This window comes from Brevundimonas sp. D3-1P, from assembly GCF_055809335.1.
The window spans coordinates 1334842-1353759 of sequence record NZ_CM147908.1 but is presented as its reverse complement, the minus strand read 5'-3'; the positions used below and the strand labels follow the sequence as shown (position 1 = coordinate 1353759).

Here is an 18918-nt window from a genome sequence, read left to right as displayed (position 1 = left end):
GTCAGCCGTTCGACGCATGCCGGGCGTGGAAGTCGCGGCGGAACCGCTCGAATCGGCCTTCCGAAATCGCCGCCCGCATGGCCGCGGTCAGCGCCTGATAGAAGGCGATGTTGTGCCAGCTCAGCAGCACCTTGCCGAGGATTTCGTCCGCCCGGATCAGGTGGTGCAGATAGGCCTTCGAATAGCCGGAGGACGCCGGGCATCGGCTCGTCTCATCGAGCGGGTCCTGATCCTCTGCGAAGCGCGCGTTCTTCAGGTTCAGCGGCCCGTCCCATGTCCAGGCCTGGCCGTGGCGACCGGCCCGCGTCGGCAGGACGCAATCGAACATGTCCACCCCGCGCCACACCGCCTCGACCAGATCGACCGGCTTGCCCACCCCCATCAGATAGCGGGGACGGTCGGCGGGCAGGAATTCGGGGGCGTAGTCCAGCACCTCGCACATGGCCTGGTGGCCTTCGCCCACGGCCAGGCCGCCGATGGCGTAGCCGTCGAAGCCGATTTCCTGAAGCTGTTCCGACGACTGGCGGCGCAAATCCTCGAAGGTCGAGCCCTGCTGAATGCCGAACAGGGCCTGGGTTTCGCGTTCGCCGAACCGGGCCTTGGAGCGGGCGCCCCAGCGGATGGAAAGCTCCATCGCCTTTCTCGCGGCGTCCCTGTCGGCCGGATAGGCCACGCACTGGTCCAACTGCATGGAGATGTCGGCGCCGATGCGGTCGGCCTGGATCTCGATGGACCGTTCCGGCGTCAGGACATGTTTGGAACCGTCGATATGGGAGGCGAAGGTGACGGCCTCTTCCTTCACCTTGGAGATGCCGGCCAGGGACATGACCTGGAAGCCGCCGCTGTCGGTCAGGATCGGCTTGTCCCAGCCCATGAATTGGTGGAGCCCGCCCAGGCGCTCCATCCGCTCGGGTCCGGGGCGCAGCATCAGGTGATAGGTGTTGCCCAGGATGATGTCGGCGCCGGTCGCGGCGACCTGATCGACCGTCAGGGCCTTGACCGTGGCGGCGGTGCCGACGGGCATGAAGGCGGGGGTGCGGATCTCGCCGCGCGCGGTCTTCAGCACGCCGGCGCGGGCGCGGCCTTCAACAGCGGTGATCTGGTAGGGGAAGGGCATCAGGCGATCAGTCGTTCAAGCTGTTCGACCCGCGCCAGATCCTTGGGGCGGCCGAACAGGCGGTAAAGGGCGATGTGGTCCCGGATGTCGGGCACGAAGAGGGGCGTGTCCTCGACGAAGACCTGGCGGCGCGAAGAGAAGGCCGCCTCGGCCCAGTCGCCGCCGTCGCGCACCTCCAGCCCGGCCATGACCTCGATCAGGATCGGTTGGTCCGGCGCCCGGCCGAACACGGCCGAGCGGAACAGGCCCTCGCCCGGATCGGGCTCCACATGGCCGCCCAGCGCCGCCAGCAGGGCGCGGGCGTCGCGCGGCGCGCACAGCACGTCGACGTCGGGCACATGGAGGTCGGTCAGGCCGTAGAGCGCCATGGCCGCCCCGCCGAAGATCCACCACGGCGCCTTCAGATCGCGCGCGGCCTCGCCGACGGCGATCAGGCCGTCCTTGAGGTCGTCGGGCAGATGGTCGGCGGACACTGTTCGGGGCTCGTTTGTTGTCGGGGAGGCGGCATTTAGGGCGTCTGGCGGCGAATGACCACCCGGCTCACCACTCCAGCGCCGCCTCACCGCGCAGAATGGCCTCGGCCTGGGCGCTATGCTTGCCGCCCTCGCGGTCGTGCAGAACCAAGGGGGGCAACAGGCGCAGCGGCGCCCGGCCGGTCTTGACCGCATGGACCAGAACCCGCTTGGCCGGTTCGTCCGCGAAAGGATGAACGGGCCTGATGGCGAAGGACCCCGCCTTGTCGCCCAGCAAGGCCAGCAGGTCCGCCAGCCGGTCCGCCCGGTGGATCACGACGATCCGCCCCCCTTCGCGCACGGCCTTCAGCAGAAAGCCGGTCCAGGCCCGCAACCCGTCGTCGGCCATCCAGGCGCCCCGCTTGCCCTCGGACGGGGCGCGAAGCGCCTTGGCGTCGTCGAAGAAGGGCGGGTTCGACACCGCCCAGTCCGCAGGCGCCCTGCCCAGCGCGCGAAAGCCCGCCGCGACATCGCCCTGTCGGATCGTGGCCGTCGCCTCCATGCCGTTCAGCGCCGCGTTCTCCATCGCCAGGGCCGCCATGGCCGGATCGCGCTCGATCCCCGCCAGGATAGCGCCCGGCCGCCGCGCCGCGATCTGCATCAGCACCGCGCCCGCGCCGCATCCGGCCTCGATCACGGTCTGGCCCGGAAGGGCGGGAACGGCCGCCGCCAGCAGGGCCGCATCCATGCCGGCGCGATAGCCGCGCGCGGGCTGGCGCAGCCGCACCCGTCCGTTCAGCAGCCCGTTCTCCACGATCTGCGGCGGCGTCGTTTCGACCGCGTTCAAGCCTCAATCTCCTTGACCCTCAAGGGGGTGAACATCATTGTGCGCCGCAGTGCGCCGGGGCAAGCCGAACCGGCCGCCAAACCTTCGACGCGGTTCGCCGCGCCAGTGAAAGAGTATCTCTTGGAAGTCGCTCTCGCCGCCGCTCCCCGCCCCAAGGGGGACGTCAACGCCCTTGTCCGGCTGGCCGAGGGCGACATGGCCGCCGTGGACGCCCTGATCCTGGACCGGATGCAGTCGGACGTGCCGATCATTCCGAAGCTGGCCGAACATCTGGTGTCGGCGGGCGGCAAACGGCTACGTCCGCTGCTGACCGTCGCCGCCGCCCGGGCCGCAGGCGCGACCGGCGACATCGCCTCGCCCAAGAAACTGGCCGCGGCGGTCGAGTTCATCCACACCGCCACCCTGCTGCACGACGACATCGTCGATGCGTCCGAACTGCGCCGGGGCAAGGTCGCCGCCCATCTGATCTGGGGCGCGCCCACCAGCGTCCTGGTCGGCGACTTTTTGTTCGCGCGCGCCTTCGAACTGATGGTCGAGACCGATTCGATGCGGGCGCTGGGCATCCTCGCCGAGGCGTCGCGCGTGATCTCGGAAGGCGAGGTGTTGCAACTGACCCGCGCCCACGACCTGAACCTGGACCAGGCGACCTATCTGCAGATCATCTCGGCCAAGACCGCCGAACTGTTCGCCGCCGCCGCCGAGGCGGGCGCGGTCGGGGCCGGCGCGTCGACCGAGGCGGTCAAGGCGCTGCGCGACTATGGCATGGCCCTGGGGATCGCCTTCCAGTTGGCCGACGACGCCCTGGATTATGGCGCGACGGCCGAGGCCCTGGGCAAGAACGCCGGCGACGACTTCAACGAGGGCAAGGCCACCCTGCCGCTGCTGCTGGCCGTCGCCCGGACCCGGGGCCGCGAGGACGCCTTCTGGCAGCGGACCGTGACCAGGGGCGAGCGCACGCCCGACGACTTCGCCCGCGCCCGTGAACTGGTGGTCGGCTCCGGCGCCATCGGCGCGACCCTGGACCTGGCGGGCGATTACGCCGACGCCGCGAAGGCCGCCCTGGCGGTTCTGCCCGCTTCCGACTGGCGCGCGGCGCTGGAGGACTTGGCCGATTTCGCGGTGTCGCGCGCGGCCTGACCGTGACCGAGGCTGCGTCCCCGCTGGAAGCCCAGGTTCGCGGGGCCGACCTGGATCGCTGGCTGTCCAGCCGCCTGATCTCGGATCCGCAGGCGCGCGCCGATCTGATCGCCCTCTACGCCTTCGAGGCCGAACTGATGGCCATTCCGACGCGCGTCACCCAGCCCCTGCTGGCCGAGATGCGTTACACCTGGTGGGCGGAACAGATGGACGGGGTCTTCGCGGGCGTCCCCCGCAAGGGTCATCCGGTGCTGGAGGTCCTGACCGACCTGGTCGCGCGCCACGCCTTGGACCGTGCCCCCTTCGACGCCCTGATCGAGGCACATATCGGTCGCGTCCACGGCGAGGCTCACGACCTGGACGCCTTCTACGTCGGTCCGATGCAGGCGGCGGTGCAAGTGTTGGCCGGGCCGGGCCATGCGGACAGGGTGATCGAGGCCGGTCGGATGCGAGCCCTGGGCCAGGTTGGACGCGCCGACGAGGCGCGGGCGGCGCGGTCGGGCGCCAACGCCGCCCTGAAGGGACTTCCGATTTCCGCCTTTCCCGCCGTGGCCTCGGCGACCCTGATCCGTCAGGACGAGCCCGAGCCGCTCAAACGCCTGCGCCTGCTATGGGCGACGCTGCGGGGGCGGGTCTAGCCGGCGTCCCGCCACACCTTCAGGCTCTCCATCGCCCGCAGGCTCATCAGCCGCTTCTTGGCCCGGCCGCGTTCCTTGGGGTGGATGCGTTTGCCGTCTTCGTCGATCTTGGGCACCTCCAAAGGGGGCAAGAGGCCGTAGTTGATGTTCATCGGCTGGAACTTGGAGCCTTCCAGGTGTCCGCCGGTGATGTGTTCGACCAGCGCGCCCATGGCGGTCTCGGGCGGCGGGGCCGACAGATCGCGCCCCAGCGCCTGAGCCGCAGCCAGGCGGCCGGCCAGCAAACCCATGGACGCGCTCTCGACATAGCCTTCGACGCCCGTCACCTGACCGGCGAAGCGCAGGCGCGGCATGGCCTTCAGCCGCAACTGCTTGTCCAGCAACTTCGGACTGTTCAAAAAGGTGTTGCGGTGCAGACCGCCCAGGCGCGCGAACTGGGCGTTCTGCAAGCCGGGGATCATGCGGAAGGTCTCCGCCTGCGCCCCGTGCTTCAGCTTGGTCTGGAAGCCGACCAGGTTGAACAGCGTGCCCAGCGCATTGTCCTGGCGCAGTTGCACGACAGCGTAGGGCTTGACCGTCGGGTCGCGCGGATTTGTGAGGCCGACGGGCTTCATCGGGCCGTGCCGCAGGGTTTCGCGGCCCCGCTCGGCCATCACCTCGATGGGCAGGCAGCCGTCGAAATAGGGGACGTTTTCCCAGTCCTTGAACTCGGCCTTGGGGCCGTCCAGCAGGGCGTCGATGAAGGCGTCGTACTGGGCCTTGTCCATCGGGCAGTTGACGTAGGCGGCGGCGTCTCCGCCCGGCCCCTCCTTGTCGTAGCGCGACTGACGCCAGGCGATGTCGAAGTCGATCGAGTCGGCGTGGACGATGGGGGCGATGGCGTCGAAGAAGCTGAGGCTTTCCTCGCCGGTCGCCTTCAGCACGGCCTCGGCCAGGGCGGGCGACGTCAGGGGGCCGGTGGCGACGATGACGTTGTCCCAGTCTTCCGGCGGCAGGCCGGCGATCTCCTCGCGGACGACGGTGATCAGCGGATGGGCTTCCAGCCTGGCCGTGACCGCCTGGGAAAAACCCTCCCGATCCACAGCCAGGGCGCCGCCGGCCGGCACCTGATGGGCGTCGCCGCAGGCCATGATGATCGAATCCAGCGCCCGCATCTCGGCGTGCAGCAGGCCCACTGCATTGTATTCCCAGTCGTCCGACCGGAAGGAGTTGGAACAGACCAGTTCGGCCAGGCCGTCCGTGTGGTGGGCGTCGGTCTTTACGCCTGGCGCGCCGCGCATCTCGTGCAGGACGACGGGCACGCCGGCCTTTGCGATCTGCCAGGCGGCCTCTGAGCCGGCCAGGCCGCCGCCGATGACATGGACGGGCGAGGGGGATCGGGGGGAAGCGGTCATCGCGGCCTTCTAGCCATTGGCTGGCGCCGTGTCATGGTGCGCGGCTATATCGGACGATCGTATTTTGGGGGCGAGATGCGCGGACTGAGGCTGGGGGAGACGCTGACGGCGGCGGGGCGGACCTTGCCCCGGATGTGGCGGGGCGCCTGGGGCGCGATCCTGCTGGCGGCCGTGGCCTGGAGCGCGCAGCCGTTGGCGGCAGACGCGGCCGGGTTGATCTGGGCTATGTTGGCCTTGGCCGCGACGCTGGCGCTGGCCGGGGCGCTGGGACGGATCGCCATCACCGACGACCTGACACAGGCGCGCGGGTTGGGCCTGGGGCCGGTCGGGCTTCAGTTCGGACGGCCAGAACTGCTGCTGCTGGGGGCGGGCCTGCTGTGCGCGGTCTTCATGGCCATGATCCTGTCGGTTGTCGCCCTGGCGCTGCTGGCCGTCTTCGGCATGGCCGAACTGAACGCCCAGGCCATCGAACTGCGTCAGTGGAGCGCGGTCGGGCCGGCGTGGAAGCTGATCCTGCTGGCGGTCGTCACGGCCTTCGCCCTGTTCGCCGTCGTGGCCTTCAGCGTGCGGCTGTCCTTGTTCGCCCCGGCGACCTTGGGGCGCGGTCATATGGTGTCGCTGCACAGCATGGCCATCGCACGCGGCGCCTTCTGGCCTCTGCTGATCGGCCTGACCTTGACGGCGGCGCCGAAGATCGCCCTGGTGTTGCTGTGCGGCGCGGGGCTGCTGTCGGGAACGGTGGGCTGGGTGATCTCCGCGATCGTGCTGACGGGCCTTCAGGCGCCGCTGACGATGGCCTTTGTCGGCGGCGCCTATCGTAGGATGGACGTTCAAGACTGATCCTGGGGCCGCTTCTTCAACCCTTGACGGATCGGCAGGGATAAAGGCTAGCTGTAGCGCAACTGGAGATCGTCATGCTGTTTGCCGCCGTGATGGCCGGGATTCTTCTGCAGGACGCGCCGCTGGCGTATCCGCCAACCCCTCAACAGTTCGAAGGCCGGCGGTCCGGCTTTGTTCAAGGCACACTGAACGTCGCCGCAGGCGAGCGGGCGACCCTGCGGCGGAATGCGAATGGAACTTACGACCTGATCCAGGTGGACCGCATTGAGGTTCGCGATGTCCTGCCGCCTGCGGAAGGCTCGCGCGAGCCGCTTAACGAGGCGGCGCCTGGAACGATCCGGTTCGGACTGCACGCGCGCCGGGATGTGGGGTCGCTGTTGAAGGTCGAAAACAGCCAGGGCAAGGGGCTGAAGTATTCCGGCTTCATCGTGAGGTATGTAGGCGGACAGGCGCGCGGACCTGCCGAAACCTCGGTCTGCACGGTCCCCTCCGGGATGACGAGCTACGAGCATTGGAACGAGCCCGTCATTCAGATTGTGGTCGGCGGCCTGCAGACTTCGGCTGACACCGTGCCGACGTGCCCGCCTCATGTCGAGGGTTCATCAGGCACGCCGTCATCGTCGCCGACGGTCAGGCCGTCTTGAGATTCTCCGAAACCGTGTAGGCCGCCTCTGTCTTGGCCGCGACCTCGTCCAGGGCGACGCCGTCGGCGAGTTCAATCAGTTCGAGGCCCGCGCCGTCCGGCTTGACGTCGAAGGTCGCCAGGTCGGTGATGATGCGGCTGACCACGCCGGTGCCGGTCAGGGGCAGGGTGCAGGCTTTCAGCACCTTGGATTGGCCGTGCTTGTTGGCGTGTTCCATGACCACGACGACGCGCTTGACGCCCGCGACCAGGTCCATGGCGCCGCCCATGCCCTTCACCAGCTTGCCGGGGATCATCCAGTTGGCGATGTCGCCGTTCTGGGCCACTTCCATCGCGCCCAGGATCGACAGATTGATGTGGCCGCCGCGGATCATGGCGAAGCTGTCGGCGCTGCTGAAATAGCTGCTCTCGGGGATTTCGGTGATCGTCTGCTTGCCGGCGTTGATCAGGTCGGGATCTTCCTCGCCCTCATAGGGGAAGGGGCCCATGCCCAGCATGCCGTTCTCGGACTGAAGCGTGACGGTCATGCCTTCGGGGATGTAGTTGGCCACCAGGGTCGGAATGCCGATGCCCAGGTTCACGTAGAAACCGTCCTGAAGCTCTTGGGCGGCGCGTTCGGCCAGTTGTTCGCGATTACGAGCCATGATCACGCAGTCTCCCGCTTGCGGACGGTGCGCTGTTCGATGCGCTTTTCGGATACGGTCTGGACGATGCGATCCACGTAAATCCCCGGCGTGTGGATGTGGTCGGGATCGAGCGATCCGACGGGCACGATCTCTTCGACCTCCACCACCGTCACCTTGCCCGCCGTGGCCATCATCGGGTTGAAGTTGCGGGCCGTCTTGCGGAAGATCAGATTGCCGCGCTCGTCGCCCTTCCACGCCTTCACGATGGCCAGGTCCGCGACCAGGCCGGTCTCCATGATGTAGCGGCGGCCGTCGAACGTGCGCTCTTCCTTGCCCTCGGCGACCAGGGTGCCAACGCCGGTGGCGGTGAAGAAGGCGGGAATGCCCGCGCCGCCCGCGCGGATGCGCTCGGCTAGGGTGCCCTGGGGGTTGAACTCCAGCTCCAGCTCGCCGGCCAGGTACTGGCGCTCGAACTCCTTGTTCTCGCCGACGTAGGACGAGATCATCTTGGCGATCTGGCGCGTCTCCAGCAGCTGGCCCAGGCCGAAGCCGTCCACGCCCGCGTTGTTCGAGATGACGGTGAGACCCTTGACGCCGCTGTCGCGCAGGGCGGCGATCAGGTTCTCGGGAATGCCGCACAGGCCGAAGCCGCCGGACATGACCGTCATGCCGTCGAAGATCAGCCCCTCAAGCGCGGACCCGACGTCAGCGTAGATCTTTCCCATCGCTCTCCCTTTTCACCGTCTGATGAATATTGCGGCGTCGTCCCGCTCATAGTCGCCCCAAGACCTAGAAGGCAAGTCCGGTCCGGGCAATCGCCTTGCGCGCCGCAGGTTCGCGGCTTCGCGCCTTGCCGTTGCGCATACTGCGTGTGTAACGTCCCGCCCAGGTTGAGATGCGGGGGCGGCGAGTGGCGGATGATCGGCGGCGATTGCTGTCTGCGCCGGGCGTGGCCGCCGTCGGCTGGCTGTACGCGGCCCATGCCGCCCGCTACGCCGCGCCCCTGGTGCTCTATCCCGTTCTGACGCGCCGGCTGGGGGTCGACGGGTTCGGCGCCTATGCGGCCGGCCTTTCGCTGGCGCTGGCCGTCTCTGTGGTCGCGGATTACGGTCTGTCGGTTTCCGGGCCGCGCGACATCGCCGCGAACGTCTCGGCCAGGCCCGCCGTCGTCGGCCTGGCGGCGACCTCGCGGGCCTTGTTGGCCCTGCCCGCCATCGCGGTGGGGCTGAGCCTTTCGGTCATCACACCCGTTCTGCAGGGCCAGACGACGGTCACGGCGATGGCGATACTGCTGGGCATGGGGCAGGGCGCGGGCCTGCTATGGTATTTTCAGGGGATCGGACGACCGGCGCCGCTGGCGATGCTGGAAGTCGGCCTCATGCTGGCGGCGGCGGTCGCGATCGTGGCTTCGCCAGGGCTGGAGGTCGCCGGGGTCCTGGGGTGGCAGGCGGCGGGCGTCTGGGCCGGCGTGTTCGCAGGCGTGATCCTGCTTGGCCGAAACCAGCGGGTCCAGTGGCCGTCCCAGACATCTCTGGTCGGCGCCTTGAAGCAGGGGGCGCCCCTGTTGGTCAGCCGCGCGGTGATCGTCGCCTATACAGGGGCGGCGGTGCTGACGGTCGCCGCCCTGGCGGGACCGGCGCAGGCCGCGCTGTACGGCGCTGCGGATCGGCTGGTCGCCGCGGCCGGCTCGTCGATGCGGCCGCTGGCTGGCGTGATCGCGCCGAGAATCGCCGGACTTCTGGTTCATGACCCGGCCGCCGCCTTCCGCACCGCCCGCTGGACGCTGGCGAGCGCCTTTGTCGCGGCCGTCGCGGTCGCTGCGGTGATGGCGATCGGGGCGCCGACCATGGTGCGCGCCCTGTTCGGCCCGGCCTTCGCGGACGCCGAGGGGGTCTTGCGCCTGCTGGCCGCCATCCTGCCTCTCGTGGCGGTCAGCCAGGTTCTGGGACTGCATCTGATGACGTCGCTGCGCATGGACGGCCGGTTCGCCCTGATGACGGGCGCGGGATGCGCCGCGACCCTTTGCGCGGCCTGGATGCTGGCCCCCAGGTTCGGGGCCGTGGGCATGGCCTGGGCGCGGATCGTCGGCGAGGCGGCCGTCGTCCTGATCTGCCTCGTCAGCCTGAGAGGGCGTTGGGTTTCGCTGTTTCCGCCACGGAGCCGCCATGTCGCGGCGATGTGATGGATTGGTCGTCGGCGCAGGCTTCACCGGCGCCGTGGTCGCGGAAAGGCCGACGCCGGCCGAGCCGCGGTTTGCGGCATGAGGGCGCCCGTCGTCTTCGCCGTGGTCGTCACGTGGAACCGGCGCGCCCTGCTGGAACAGTGCCTGGCCCATCTGATGGCCCAGACGCGGCCGTGCGACGGCCTGATCGTGGTCGACAACGCCAGCGACGACGGCACCGCAGACATGCTGGCCGACGCCTGGGCGGGACGGGCGACAGTGGTGCGAATGGCGACCAACACCGGGGGCGCAGGCGGCTTCAACGCCGGGATCCGCGCCGCCGTCCAGGCTGGCGCAGAACGGCTGTGGCTGATGGACGACGACGTGCTGGCCGCGCCCGATGCGTTGCAGACCCTGCTGGCGGCCGATGACGGGCTGGCGTCGGAGGGCGTGACGTCCGCCTTTCTGTGCTCCAGCGTCCGTTCGCCGGACGGCCATCTGACCAATACGCCCGAGATCGACCGGCGCGAGAACGCCCTGGGCTATCCCGTCTGGGGGGAGCGGCTAGACCGGGGGCTGATCCCGGTGCGCCAGGCGACCTTCGTCTCCCTGATGGTCAGTCGGTCGGCGGTGACGCGGCACGGCCTGCCGCTGGCGCCGATGTTCGTCTGGGGCGACGATACGGAGTATACGCTGCGGCTTTCGCGGCAGGCGCCGGGGCATCTGGTCGCCGCCAGCCGTGTCGTGCATGTCCGCGCGACGCCCGGCCGTCTGAGCATCGAGACCGAGCCGGAGCCGGGACGCGAGCGGCTGCATCGCTATCTGACGCGCAACGTCATCCTGGCCAAACGGCGTCACGAGGGGAAGGGACCAGCGGCGCGTTACGCCCTGTCGCGACTGCGCATGGCGGTCGCCCTGGCCTTGAAGGGGCGGTGGCGCAAGGCCGGGGTGCTGGTCGCCGGCGTGATGGACGGGGCGCGGTTCAACCCCGAGGTCGAGCCTTGTCCGACGTCGTGACGGCGAGGCCGCGCGGCGGGCGGCGTGGACCGCATCTCGGCCGTCTCTATGGCCGGTCGGCGGTCGTGTTGCTGGGGCTGGGCGTGACCCTGCCGCTGTTCCTGACCCCGGGACGCCTCAGCGGTCCGCGCCTGGGCGATCTGGCCCTGGCGATCGCCGTGCCGATGATCGTCGTGGAATGGCGGCGGACGAGAGCCGCGTTTCGCCTTGTCGGCGCGGCGGCGGCCTTTTTCCTCATGGCTAGTCTGCTGGCGCAACAGTCGCGCGCAGGCGCGGATTTCGACGCTGGGGACGCCGTCTTCTGGTTTCGCTGGATCGCCGCGAGCCTGGTCGCGGCGTCTGTCGGCGACTTGCTGGCGCGCGACGAAACGGCCAGGCGTCTGTTCTTCGCAGCCATCCTGTTCGGATCGGCCGTCCATCTGGCGACTTCCGCCCTGTCCGTGTTGATCGGGCGCGAGGCCTTGCAGGCGGCGGGGCTGGCCTCGCCGCGCGCCATGGGCACGACAGTCGCGGCCCAGGTGCGGATCACGACCCTGGCCGAACATCCGAACGCCGCCATGGCCATGATCGGCTTGGCGGTTCCGGCCGGCGTCGCCCTGGCGCGGGGACGATGGTCTCGGCGTTTCACGACCTGGACCGGCGTCGGCCTGGCCCTGCTGGGCTTTGTCGGAACCCTGTCCCGCGCCGGCCTGATGGCGGCAGGCATGGCCTGGCTGGCGCGGATCGTGGTGGGCTGGCGATGGCGTGAGCGGTTCGACACGCCCGGCGCCCTGCTGGCGCTTTGCGTCGTCGTCGCCGGCGTCCTGATGCTCCAGATCGGCGGCGAATTCGACATCGAGCGCCTGGCCGCGCGTTTCGACTGGGCGGCCGCGGCGGACAATCTGGCGGGACGGATGGAGACCTGGCGGCGCACCCTTGCGCTGATTGCGGATCAGCCCCTGGGCGAAGGCTGGACCACCGCCCAGGACATGGGGGCCCATCGCGCCCGGTCTGTCAGCCACAACGGCTATCTGTTCACGGCGCGGACCGCGGGGCTGGCGGCGGCGACGGTCCTGCTTGTCCTGCATCTTATATCGGCCGCGCGGATGGACGTTTTCACGCCGCTTTCGGTCTATCTGCTCGCGGCGATGGGCAGCGAGGATCTGGCCCAGGGCACCGGGTTCGTCTTCCTGTCCTGCCTAGTCGCGGCCTTGGCCTGGCGCCGGCCGACGCCGCCATGAGGGTGCTGATCGTCAACACCCTCTATCCCCCGGCCGATGTCGGAGGGGCGGAACGCAGCGTGGCGCAACTGGCCGAGGGGCTGGCTGGGGCCGGGGTCGCGACGACGGTCTTGACCCTGGCGGGGGGCGCAGCCTCCGTCGAGCGGGCGGCGAACGGCGTTGTCGTCCATCGGCTGCCGTTGAGGAACCTCTATTGGCCCTACGACGGCCGGCGGCGCTCGGCCTTGCAACGCGCCGTCTGGCACGGGCTGGAGACGGCCAATCCGCTGATGGACCACATGGCGGATCGGGTGGTGGCGCAGGTCAGGCCCGATCTGATCCACCTGCATCTGACGACCGGCTTTTCCCTTTCGGTCTATCGGGCGGCGCGGCGGCGCGACCTGCCGCTGGTCCAGACGCTGCGCGACTGGTCGATGATGTGCGCGCGGGCGTCGATGTTTCGCCAGGGGCGCCGGTGCCTGCGTCGGTGCGCCGCCTGCGTTCTGCTGACGGCTGGCAAGCGGGCGCGGTCGCAGGCGGTGGAGCATGTGATCGGCCTGAGCCAGCCGTTGCTGGAAGCGCATCGCCGCTCGGGCTATTTCCGCGACAGCACGGCGTCGGTCGTAGGAAACGCCTCTGCGCCGACGCGGCAGCGGCCACGGCCGCCTGTGTCGCAGGAGTCGGCGCTGACGTTCGGTTTTATCGGCCGGATCGAGCCGGAAAAGGGGATCGAGACCCTGCTGCGGGCGACCGTCCGTCTGGCCGGGGACTGGCGGCTCAGGATCGCGGGACGCGGCGATCCGGCCTATGTCGCGCGTCTCCAGGCGGCGTTCCCCGATCCGCGCATCGTTTGGTTGGGCCAGGTTGCGCCCGGCGACTTCTGGCCGACGGCGGATGTGCTGGTTGCGCCCGCCTCGTGGGTGGAGCCGTTCGGCCGCGCGGTTGCGGAGGCGGTGCAGCATGGCCGAGGCGTGATCGCTTCGCGCATCGGCGGCCTGCCGGACGCCTCCCGGGGCGCGGGCGCCGCGGCGCTGATCGAACCTGGCGACGACACGGCTTTGGCGCAGGCGATGCAGGCGGCGATGGCGGACCCGGAACGGTGGCGGTTCGCCGCGCCCCAGCCGCCGGCCTGGACCCAGGCCGGCGTGATGGCGGCCCATCTGGATATCTACGATCAGATACTGGCCAACAGGTCGTCGAGAATCCTGGCCGACCGCGACCAGCGATATTCGGCGGCGCGCTGAATCCCCGCCGCGCGCCGCGCCGGATCGGCGCCGGCCATGACTCTCCGCATTCGGTCCGCCAGGGCCGCGTCGTCGGTCGGGTCGAAATAGAGGGCGGCGTCGCAGCACACCTCGCGCGTCGCTGCAATGTCGGAGACGATCACGGGGCAGCCCTGGGCCATGGCCTCGAGAGGCGGAAGGCCGAATCCTTCGTACAGGCTGGGAAAAATCAGGCTCTCGGCGTGCCGCAACAGGGCGGCGACCTCGGCGTCGGTGCGGCGGCCGGCGAGAAGGACGCGCGGGTCGTCGGCCAGGCTCGCCGTTTTCGCAACCTGGCCCAGGCGGGCTCCGACCACGACCAGCCTGAGGTCGGGGTCGGTAATTCGGGCCAGGGCGCGGACGGCCACGGCGAGGTTCTTGTTCGGCGTCTGATTGCCGACGGCCACGAAATACGGACGCCGCGACAGGTCCAATTCGGTCAGGACGGCCGCGTCGGGGACGACGTCGTGCACATGTTCGGCGCCGTTCGGGGCCACGGCGATGACGTCGGGCGGCAGGTTCAGCGCCTCCGCCAGCTCTCCCTGCGAGAAGCGCGAGACCGTGGCCAGGCGCGCGCGTCTGGCCAGTCGCCGACCCAGGAGTCGATGGCCCACGCCGTAGGCTGGCCGAAAAAGTTCGGGATGCCGGAAGACGGCGGCGTCATGGATGACCGCCAACTGCCGCGAATGACCGACCGGCCCGGCTCCGCACGGCGACAGGAGGCGACCGCCTCTCGCCGCGCGGGCCAGGTGCGTCTGTTCCCACAGATGACCGCCGACGCCGGGCAGCACGCGGACCGGAATGAGGGTGGCGGGCAGGGGGGCGCCCCTCGGAACGGCCAGCACATAGCGTCGCTCGGCGTCGGGCAGGCGGCCCAGCGCGCGGACGATCTCATGGGCGTAGCGTTGCACGCCGCTGAGGGGCCGGGTCAGGAAGCGGGCGTTGATCAGGATCGGCTCAACCATCCGGTCGACGCCTCCGAAAGGCCTGGCGATAGACCTCTAGGGTCTGGGCCGCCATCTCCGCCGCCGACGGCGTCGCGGGCGGCGCGCCGAGCTGTGGCGGACGACGCAGCGCCGCCAGCATCGCCTCGGCCAGCCGTTCGGGCGCGATATCCGCCGCCACGCGGTCGAGGCGTGCGCCGCAGGCCAGCAGCCGGTCCGTGCCCCCGACGTTGGTCGTCACGATGGGCAGGCCCAGGGCCGCCGCTTCGATAAGGGCGTAGGCGTCCGCCTCGTAACGGCTGGTCATGACGAAGAGGTCGAAACCGGCCATCAGGCGACGGGCGTCCGCCTCTCCGATCAATCGCACCGCCTCGCCGCCTGCTTCGGCGACCGCCGCCGCCAGCGGTCCGCCCCCGATCACGACGCCCAGGACGCGGGGATCGCCCTGTCGCGCCAGCCGAACGGCCCGGGCGAAACGCACCGGGTCCTTTTGCGGGCTCAGCCGGCCGACGAAGCCCACGATCAGGGCGCTGTCGGGGACGTCCATGAGCTGACGCGCGACGGCCCGATCGCGGTGCGGGGCGCGGGCCAGGCCGTTCGGCACGATATGCAGCCGATCTTTCGGCAAGCCCCAGCGACGGGCTACGGCGGCTTCTTCAGTCGAGACGGCGACGACCGCATCGGTTCGCGCCCGCGCCAGACCGAATTCCACCACGCCGGCCGCGGTCTTCGCAAGTCCGGCGGCGCCCATCATCGCCAGGGCGTGGGGCGTATAGACCCGCGCGGCGCCCGGCGCATGGGCCAGCCGCGCAAGGGCGCCGGCCTTGGCGCTGTGGCCGTGCAGGATTTCAAAAGGCCCCAGGCGGGCGATCAGCCTGTTCAACGCCCGAAGCGCGGCGAAATCCCACAGGCCGATCTCGCGGCGAAGCGGCAGACGTTCCAGAGCGGCCAGGGGCAAGGCGGCGACTTCGGTCTCGAAACGGGGTTCGGCGCGAAGCGGCGAATAGACCAAGGCGACCTGATGGCCGGCGCCGATCAGCGCCTCGGACAGGTCGACGACATGGCGTCCCGAACCGCCGCCCGACGGCTCGATGACCTGAAGAATACGCACGCCTGCCGTCCCCCGACGATGGTCCCGCTCCGCAACTGCCAGCCATCGTCGGAAAACGTCAAGATTGTGATCCTAGTTGACGGTCGCCTTGACGATCTTGCCGGGGTTGCGCGGCGGCTCCCCCTTGGGCAGGGCGTCCACGTGTTCCATGCCGGATTCGACCTGGCCCCACACGGTATACTGGCGATCCAGGAAGGTGGCGTCGTCGAAGACGATGAAGAACTGCGAATTGGCGCTGTTCGGGTCCGAGGTGCGGGCCATGGAGCAGACGCCGCGCACGTGCGGCTCGGCCGAGAATTCCTGCTTCAGATTCGGCTTGTTGGAACCGGAAGTCCCGGTGCCGGTGGGATCGCCGCCCTGGGCCATGAAGCCGGGGATGACGCGGTGGAAGACGACGCCGTCGTAAAAGCCTTCCTGGGCCAATTCGGTGATGCGTTCGACGTGGGCGGGGGCCAGGTCGGGACGCAGTTTGATGACCACGTCGCGGGCTTCGCCGTCGCCGGTGTCCAGGGTGAAGGTCAGGGTGTCGGCCATTTCGGTCGTCCTCTCGGGTTGATTTGAGGCGGGACATAGCCCGCAACGCCGGTCGGGGCTATGTGGGAACGATGAGCGAGGACGAAAAGCCCCAGAATCAGCCGAACGGAGAACGCCGCCGCATGGTGCGCCCCCCCACCGGCGGGACCGCCGCCGGGCGCGGCATGGGCGCGAAGATGAAGACGGCGGACACCAAGTCGATGTCCAGCCAGCAGTGGATCAAGCGCCAGCTGTCCGACAAATGGTCCGAAAAGGCTAGGGCCGAGGGCTGGCGCTCGCGCGCGGCCTTCAAACTGATCGAGATCGACGACAGGTTCCGGCTGATCAAGCGGGGGTCGAAAGTCATCGACCTGGGCGCGGCGCCCGGCGGCTGGGTGCAGGTGGCGCTGGATCGCGGCGCCGGCGCGGTTGCTGGCGTGGACCTGTTGATGATCGAACCGATTCCCGGCGCGACCCTGCTTCAGGCGGACTTCACCCATCCGGGCGTGGACCAGCAGTTGATCGACGCCATCGGCGGACGGCCCGACCTGGTGCTGTCGGACATGGCGCACAACACGGTGGGCCACCGCCAGACCGACCACCTGAAGATCATCGCCCTGATCGAGATCGCCGCCGACTTCGCCATCCGCACCCTGCGGCCGGGCGGGAACTTCGTGTCCAAGAACTTCCAGGGAGGGGACGCCGGCGGGGTGCTGGCGCGGCTGCGAGAAGAGTTCGAGACGGTGAAATACGTCAAGCCGGCGTCCAGCCGAAAGGACAGCGCCGAGGTCTTTCTGGTGGCGCTGAACAAGCGATGAAGCTCAGGCCGGCGCGATAGCGGCGCGCGCCCTGCGATCCTCGATACGCAACCAAATGCGGTCGTGCAGGGTGAAAAAGACCGTTTGCACCACCGGCTCGACTATGCCGATGGCCAGGGCCGTGCGGATGTCGTGGGTCAGAGCGAAGGCGACCGATACGGCGACGGTGAAATGCATCGCGCCATAGGTGATGGTCTTCAGTGCGATCTGCCGCAAGGAGCGGGGCAGGGCGTGCGAATGACCGGCGTGGTCGTGAACCCGGGCCTGCTCTTCGGGCGACATGACGTCAAGGCGCGCCGCGACCGCCTCGGTCGCCTCCTCCAGCCCGGACGCCCTGCGGCGACGTTCGATCCGGTGCCAGACTCGGTCGTGGATCGAATAGGCGATGGTCTGAAAAATCGGCTCGACCACGCCCACCGCCAGGGCGACGCGCCAGTCGCGGGTGATGGCGAACGCCGTCAGGATGGCGACCACCAGGTGCATGACGCCGTAGCTGGCGATCTTCAACGCCAGTTTGCGCGCGGTGCTGAGGATGACGCCGACCATGAACGGAGAATGGGAAACGGCCGCGACGGTTGCAAAGCAATAAATTCTATCGCCGCGATAGGCGCGCCCCTTGCCCCCGACCCCCGCATCCCGTTATACGCGGCCCGCAAAACGGAGACTCCCTATGGAGATACGCGAAGGACTGACCTTCGACGATGTTTTGCTGGAACCCGGCCCGTCCGAGTTCATGCCGGCGATGGTCGATGTCTCGACCCAGCTGACGCGCGACATCAAACTGAACATCCCGCTGCTGTCGTCCGCCATGGACACGGTGACGGAAAGCCGCCTGGCCATCGCCATGGCCCAGTCGGGCGGACTGGGCGTGCTGCATCGGAACATGACCATCGAGGAGCAGGCCGACGAGGTCCGCGCCGTCAAACGCTATGAGAGCGGCATGGTGGTCAATCCGGTGACGGTCGGTCCTCAGACGACCCTGGGCGAGGTTCGCCAGATCGTCGCCGCCAAGAAGATCACCGGCTTCCCCGTCGTCGATCCGGCCACGGGCAAGCTGGTGGGGATGCTGACCCATCGCGACATGCGCTTCGAGAGCGATCCGAACGTCACGGCGGCTTCGCTGATGACCACCGGCGACCTGATCACGGTGCGGGAGGGCGCCGGGCGCGACGAGGCCCGCGAACTGCTGCGCACCCGAAAGATCGAGCGGGTCATCGTGGTGGACGAGGATTATCGCGCCGTCGGCCTGATCACCATGAAGGACATCGAGAAGGCCCAGGCCTTCCCCCATGCGGCCAAGGACGAGCAGGGCCGGCTGCTGGTCGGCGCCGCCTCCACCGTCGGCGATGCGGGCTATGAACGGGCCATGGCCCTGGCGGATGCGGGCGTGGACGTGGTGGTGATCGACACCGCCCACGGCCATTCGGCCTCGGTCGCCCAGGTGGTCGAGCGCATCAAGCGCGAAAGCAACCGACTGCAGGTCATCGCCGGAAACGTCGCCACCTATGACGCGACGCGCGCCCTGATCGACGCCGGCGCCGATGCGGTCAAGGTCGGCATCGGTCCGGGCAGCATCTGCACCACCCGCGTCGTCGCCGGGGTGGGCGTGCCCCAGCTGACGGCGGTGATGGACGCGGCCCGCGCCGCCAAGGGCACGGGCGCCTCGGTCATCGCCGACGGCGGCATCAAATATTCGGGCGATCTGGCCAAGGCCATCGCGGCCGGAGCGAACGTGGCCATGATGGGCTCTATGTTCGCGGGCACCGACGAAAGCCCCGGCGAGGTCTTCCTGTACCAGGGCCGCAGCTACAAGTCGTATCGCGGCATGGGATCGGTCGGGGCGATGGCGCGCGGATCGGCGGACCGCTACTTCCAGAAGGAGGTCTCTTCCGAGAAGCTGGTGCCCGAGGGCATCGAGGGCCAGACGCCGTACAAGGGGCCGATCAGTCCGGTTCTGCACCAGCTGGTCGGCGGCCTTCGCGCATCGATGGGCTATGTCGGGGCCGGAACCATCCCGGAATTCCAGGAACGCGCCCGCTTCGTTCGCATCACTGGCGCTGGCCTGCGCGAGAGCCATGTCCATGACGTCATGATCACGCGCGAGGCGCCGAATTATCGGCAGGGGTAGTTTCGTTTTCCCGTCATCCTCGCCCTTGTGGCGAGGATCCAGACTCCCGGTGTTCGACGGCTGGTCCCAGG

Annotated in this window: 20 protein-coding genes; 10 read left to right on the top strand and 10 right to left on the bottom strand. The window is 69.2% G+C overall.

Annotation, left to right across the window (positions count from 1 at the left end; all coding sequences use genetic code 11):
* Position 1 precedes the first annotated feature (1 nt).
* The 3 genes from tgt to AC0L6G_RS06870 all read right to left on the bottom strand — a co-directional run bounded on the left by tgt (position 2) and on the right by AC0L6G_RS06870 (position 2416).
* Positions 2-1117, bottom strand: a complete 1116-nt coding sequence (gene tgt, locus AC0L6G_RS06880) for a tRNA guanosine(34) transglycosylase Tgt (RefSeq protein WP_473253034.1) — start codon at positions 1115-1117, stop codon at positions 2-4.
* The gene (locus AC0L6G_RS06875) at positions 1117-1590 is read right to left on the bottom strand and encodes a hypothetical protein (protein WP_293828512.1); all 474 of its coding nucleotides are present in this window, start codon (positions 1588-1590) and stop codon (positions 1117-1119) included. The genes tgt and AC0L6G_RS06875 overlap by 1 nt, the downstream gene beginning before the upstream one ends.
* A 67-nt stretch (positions 1591-1657) precedes the next feature.
* On the bottom strand, positions 1658-2416 hold the full coding sequence (locus tag AC0L6G_RS06870; RefSeq protein WP_293828514.1) for a tRNA1(Val) (adenine(37)-N6)-methyltransferase: 759 nt from the start codon (positions 2414-2416) through the stop codon (positions 1658-1660).
* A gap of 195 nt (positions 2417-2611) precedes the next feature.
* Between AC0L6G_RS06870 and AC0L6G_RS06865 the strand changes: the two genes are divergently transcribed.
* A complete protein-coding gene (locus AC0L6G_RS06865) occupies positions 2612-3553 on the top strand; it encodes a polyprenyl synthetase family protein (RefSeq protein WP_473253220.1) in 942 nt (313 codons plus the stop codon).
* A gap of 2 nt (positions 3554-3555) precedes the next feature.
* Positions 3556-4191 (top strand): squalene/phytoene synthase family protein, encoded by a 636-nt coding sequence (locus tag AC0L6G_RS06860; protein WP_473253033.1) that lies wholly within the window; start codon positions 3556-3558, stop codon positions 4189-4191.
* On the opposite strand, the gene trmFO is transcribed toward AC0L6G_RS06860, so the two are convergent.
* On the bottom strand, positions 4188-5585 hold the full coding sequence (gene trmFO / locus AC0L6G_RS06855; RefSeq protein WP_473253031.1) for a methylenetetrahydrofolate--tRNA-(uracil(54)-C(5))-methyltransferase (FADH(2)-oxidizing) TrmFO: 1398 nt from the start codon (positions 5583-5585) through the stop codon (positions 4188-4190). The two genes, AC0L6G_RS06860 and trmFO, sit on opposite strands and share 4 nt — an antisense overlap.
* Before the next feature lie 33 nt (positions 5586-5618).
* On the opposite strand from trmFO, the gene AC0L6G_RS06850 reads away from it, so the two are divergent.
* Positions 5619-6425: a hypothetical protein gene (locus AC0L6G_RS06850; RefSeq protein WP_473253030.1), complete on the top strand. Its 807-nt coding sequence runs from the start codon at positions 5619-5621 to the stop codon at positions 6423-6425.
* Positions 6426-6499: 74 nt separating this feature from the next.
* Complete coding sequence (locus AC0L6G_RS06845; RefSeq protein WP_473253029.1) at positions 6500-7069, top strand: hypothetical protein; 570 nt, start codon at positions 6500-6502, stop codon at positions 7067-7069.
* Here the strand turns inward: AC0L6G_RS06845 and AC0L6G_RS06840 are convergent.
* Together AC0L6G_RS06840 and AC0L6G_RS06835 are read right to left on the bottom strand one after the other, a co-directional pair.
* Positions 7056-7712, bottom strand: a complete 657-nt coding sequence (locus AC0L6G_RS06840) for a 3-oxoacid CoA-transferase subunit B (protein WP_291535915.1) — start codon at positions 7710-7712, stop codon at positions 7056-7058. The two genes, AC0L6G_RS06845 and AC0L6G_RS06840, sit on opposite strands and share 14 nt — an antisense overlap.
* A 2-nt stretch (positions 7713-7714) precedes the next feature.
* Positions 7715-8419, bottom strand: coding sequence for a CoA transferase subunit A (locus AC0L6G_RS06835; protein WP_473253028.1), 705 nt, complete (start codon positions 8417-8419; stop codon positions 7715-7717).
* A 206-nt stretch (positions 8420-8625) separates the two neighbouring features.
* Here AC0L6G_RS06835 and AC0L6G_RS06830 point away from each other — a divergent pair, with 206 nt between their 5' ends.
* The 4 genes from AC0L6G_RS06830 (at position 8626) to AC0L6G_RS06815 (ending at position 13315) form a co-directional block, all read left to right on the top strand.
* A complete protein-coding gene (locus tag AC0L6G_RS06830; protein WP_473253027.1) occupies positions 8626-9876 on the top strand; it encodes an oligosaccharide flippase family protein in 1251 nt (416 codons plus the stop codon).
* Positions 9877-9954: 78 nt separating this feature from the next.
* Positions 9955-10872, top strand: coding sequence for a glycosyltransferase family 2 protein (locus AC0L6G_RS06825; RefSeq protein WP_473253026.1), 918 nt, complete (start codon positions 9955-9957; stop codon positions 10870-10872).
* Positions 10857-12092, top strand: coding sequence for an O-antigen ligase family protein (locus AC0L6G_RS06820; RefSeq protein ID WP_473253025.1), 1236 nt, complete (start codon positions 10857-10859; stop codon positions 12090-12092). The genes AC0L6G_RS06825 and AC0L6G_RS06820 overlap by 16 nt, the downstream gene beginning before the upstream one ends.
* Positions 12089-13315 carry a glycosyltransferase gene (locus AC0L6G_RS06815; protein WP_473253024.1) on the top strand — a complete coding sequence of 409 codons (1227 nt, stop codon included), beginning with the start codon at positions 12089-12091 and terminating at the stop codon, positions 13313-13315. The genes AC0L6G_RS06820 and AC0L6G_RS06815 overlap by 4 nt, the downstream gene beginning before the upstream one ends.
* Here the strand turns inward: AC0L6G_RS06815 and AC0L6G_RS06810 are convergent.
* The 3 genes from AC0L6G_RS06810 to AC0L6G_RS06800 form a co-directional block, all read right to left on the bottom strand.
* Positions 13246-14298, bottom strand: a complete 1053-nt coding sequence (locus AC0L6G_RS06810) for a glycosyltransferase family 4 protein (protein ID WP_473253023.1) — start codon at positions 14296-14298, stop codon at positions 13246-13248. The genes AC0L6G_RS06815 and AC0L6G_RS06810 overlap by 70 nt on opposite strands.
* On the bottom strand, positions 14291-15388 hold the full coding sequence (locus AC0L6G_RS06805; protein WP_473253022.1) for a glycosyltransferase: 1098 nt from the start codon (positions 15386-15388) through the stop codon (positions 14291-14293). Before AC0L6G_RS06805 ends, AC0L6G_RS06810 begins: the two co-directional genes overlap by 8 nt.
* A gap of 72 nt (positions 15389-15460) precedes the next feature.
* The gene (locus AC0L6G_RS06800) at positions 15461-15922 is read right to left on the bottom strand and encodes a peptidylprolyl isomerase (protein ID WP_293824766.1); all 462 of its coding nucleotides are present in this window, start codon (positions 15920-15922) and stop codon (positions 15461-15463) included.
* Between the two features lie 71 nt (positions 15923-15993).
* Between AC0L6G_RS06800 and AC0L6G_RS06795 the strand changes: the two genes are divergently transcribed.
* Complete coding sequence (locus tag AC0L6G_RS06795) at positions 15994-16719, top strand: RlmE family RNA methyltransferase (RefSeq protein WP_473253021.1); 726 nt, start codon at positions 15994-15996, stop codon at positions 16717-16719.
* Between the two features lie 3 nt (positions 16720-16722).
* Here AC0L6G_RS06795 and AC0L6G_RS06790 read toward each other — a convergent pair whose 3' ends face one another.
* Positions 16723-17265, bottom strand: coding sequence for a DUF2061 domain-containing protein (locus AC0L6G_RS06790; RefSeq protein WP_473253020.1), 543 nt, complete (start codon positions 17263-17265; stop codon positions 16723-16725).
* Positions 17266-17389: 124 nt separating this feature from the next.
* Between AC0L6G_RS06790 and guaB the strand changes: the two genes are divergently transcribed.
* A complete protein-coding gene (guaB, locus tag AC0L6G_RS06785) occupies positions 17390-18847 on the top strand; it encodes an IMP dehydrogenase (protein ID WP_293824771.1) in 1458 nt (485 codons plus the stop codon).
* Positions 18848-18918 lie beyond the last annotated feature (71 nt).

Bases quoted from the DNA above. Each gene is read 5' to 3' on its own strand.
- tgt (WP_473253034.1), bottom strand. From the start codon at position 1,117: ATGCCCTTCCCCTACCAGATCACCGCTGTTGAAGGCCGCGCCCGCGCC.
- AC0L6G_RS06865 (WP_473253220.1), top strand. From the start codon at position 2,612: ATGGCCGCCGTGGACGCCCTGATCCTGGACCGGATGCAGTCGGACGTG.
- trmFO (WP_473253031.1), bottom strand. From the start codon at position 5,585: ATGACCGCTTCCCCCCGATCCCCCTCGCCCGTCCATGTCATCGGCGGC.
- AC0L6G_RS06850 (WP_473253030.1), top strand. From the start codon at position 5,619: ATGGTGCGCGGCTATATCGGACGATCGTATTTTGGGGGCGAGATGCGC.
- AC0L6G_RS06845 (WP_473253029.1), top strand. From the start codon at position 6,500: ATGCTGTTTGCCGCCGTGATGGCCGGGATTCTTCTGCAGGACGCGCCG.
- AC0L6G_RS06840 (WP_291535915.1), bottom strand. From the start codon at position 7,712: ATGGCTCGTAATCGCGAACAACTGGCCGAACGCGCCGCCCAAGAGCTT.
- AC0L6G_RS06835 (WP_473253028.1), bottom strand. From the start codon at position 8,419: ATGGGAAAGATCTACGCTGACGTCGGGTCCGCGCTTGAGGGGCTGATC.
- AC0L6G_RS06825 (WP_473253026.1), top strand. From the start codon at position 9,955: ATGAGGGCGCCCGTCGTCTTCGCCGTGGTCGTCACGTGGAACCGGCGC.
- AC0L6G_RS06815 (WP_473253024.1), top strand. From the start codon at position 12,089: ATGAGGGTGCTGATCGTCAACACCCTCTATCCCCCGGCCGATGTCGGA.
- AC0L6G_RS06810 (WP_473253023.1), bottom strand. From the start codon at position 14,298: ATGGTTGAGCCGATCCTGATCAACGCCCGCTTCCTGACCCGGCCCCTC.
- AC0L6G_RS06800 (WP_293824766.1), bottom strand. From the start codon at position 15,922: ATGGCCGACACCCTGACCTTCACCCTGGACACCGGCGACGGCGAAGCC.
- AC0L6G_RS06795 (WP_473253021.1), top strand. From the start codon at position 15,994: ATGAGCGAGGACGAAAAGCCCCAGAATCAGCCGAACGGAGAACGCCGC.
- AC0L6G_RS06790 (WP_473253020.1), bottom strand. From the start codon at position 17,265: ATGGTCGGCGTCATCCTCAGCACCGCGCGCAAACTGGCGTTGAAGATC.
- guaB (WP_293824771.1), top strand. From the start codon at position 17,390: ATGGAGATACGCGAAGGACTGACCTTCGACGATGTTTTGCTGGAACCC.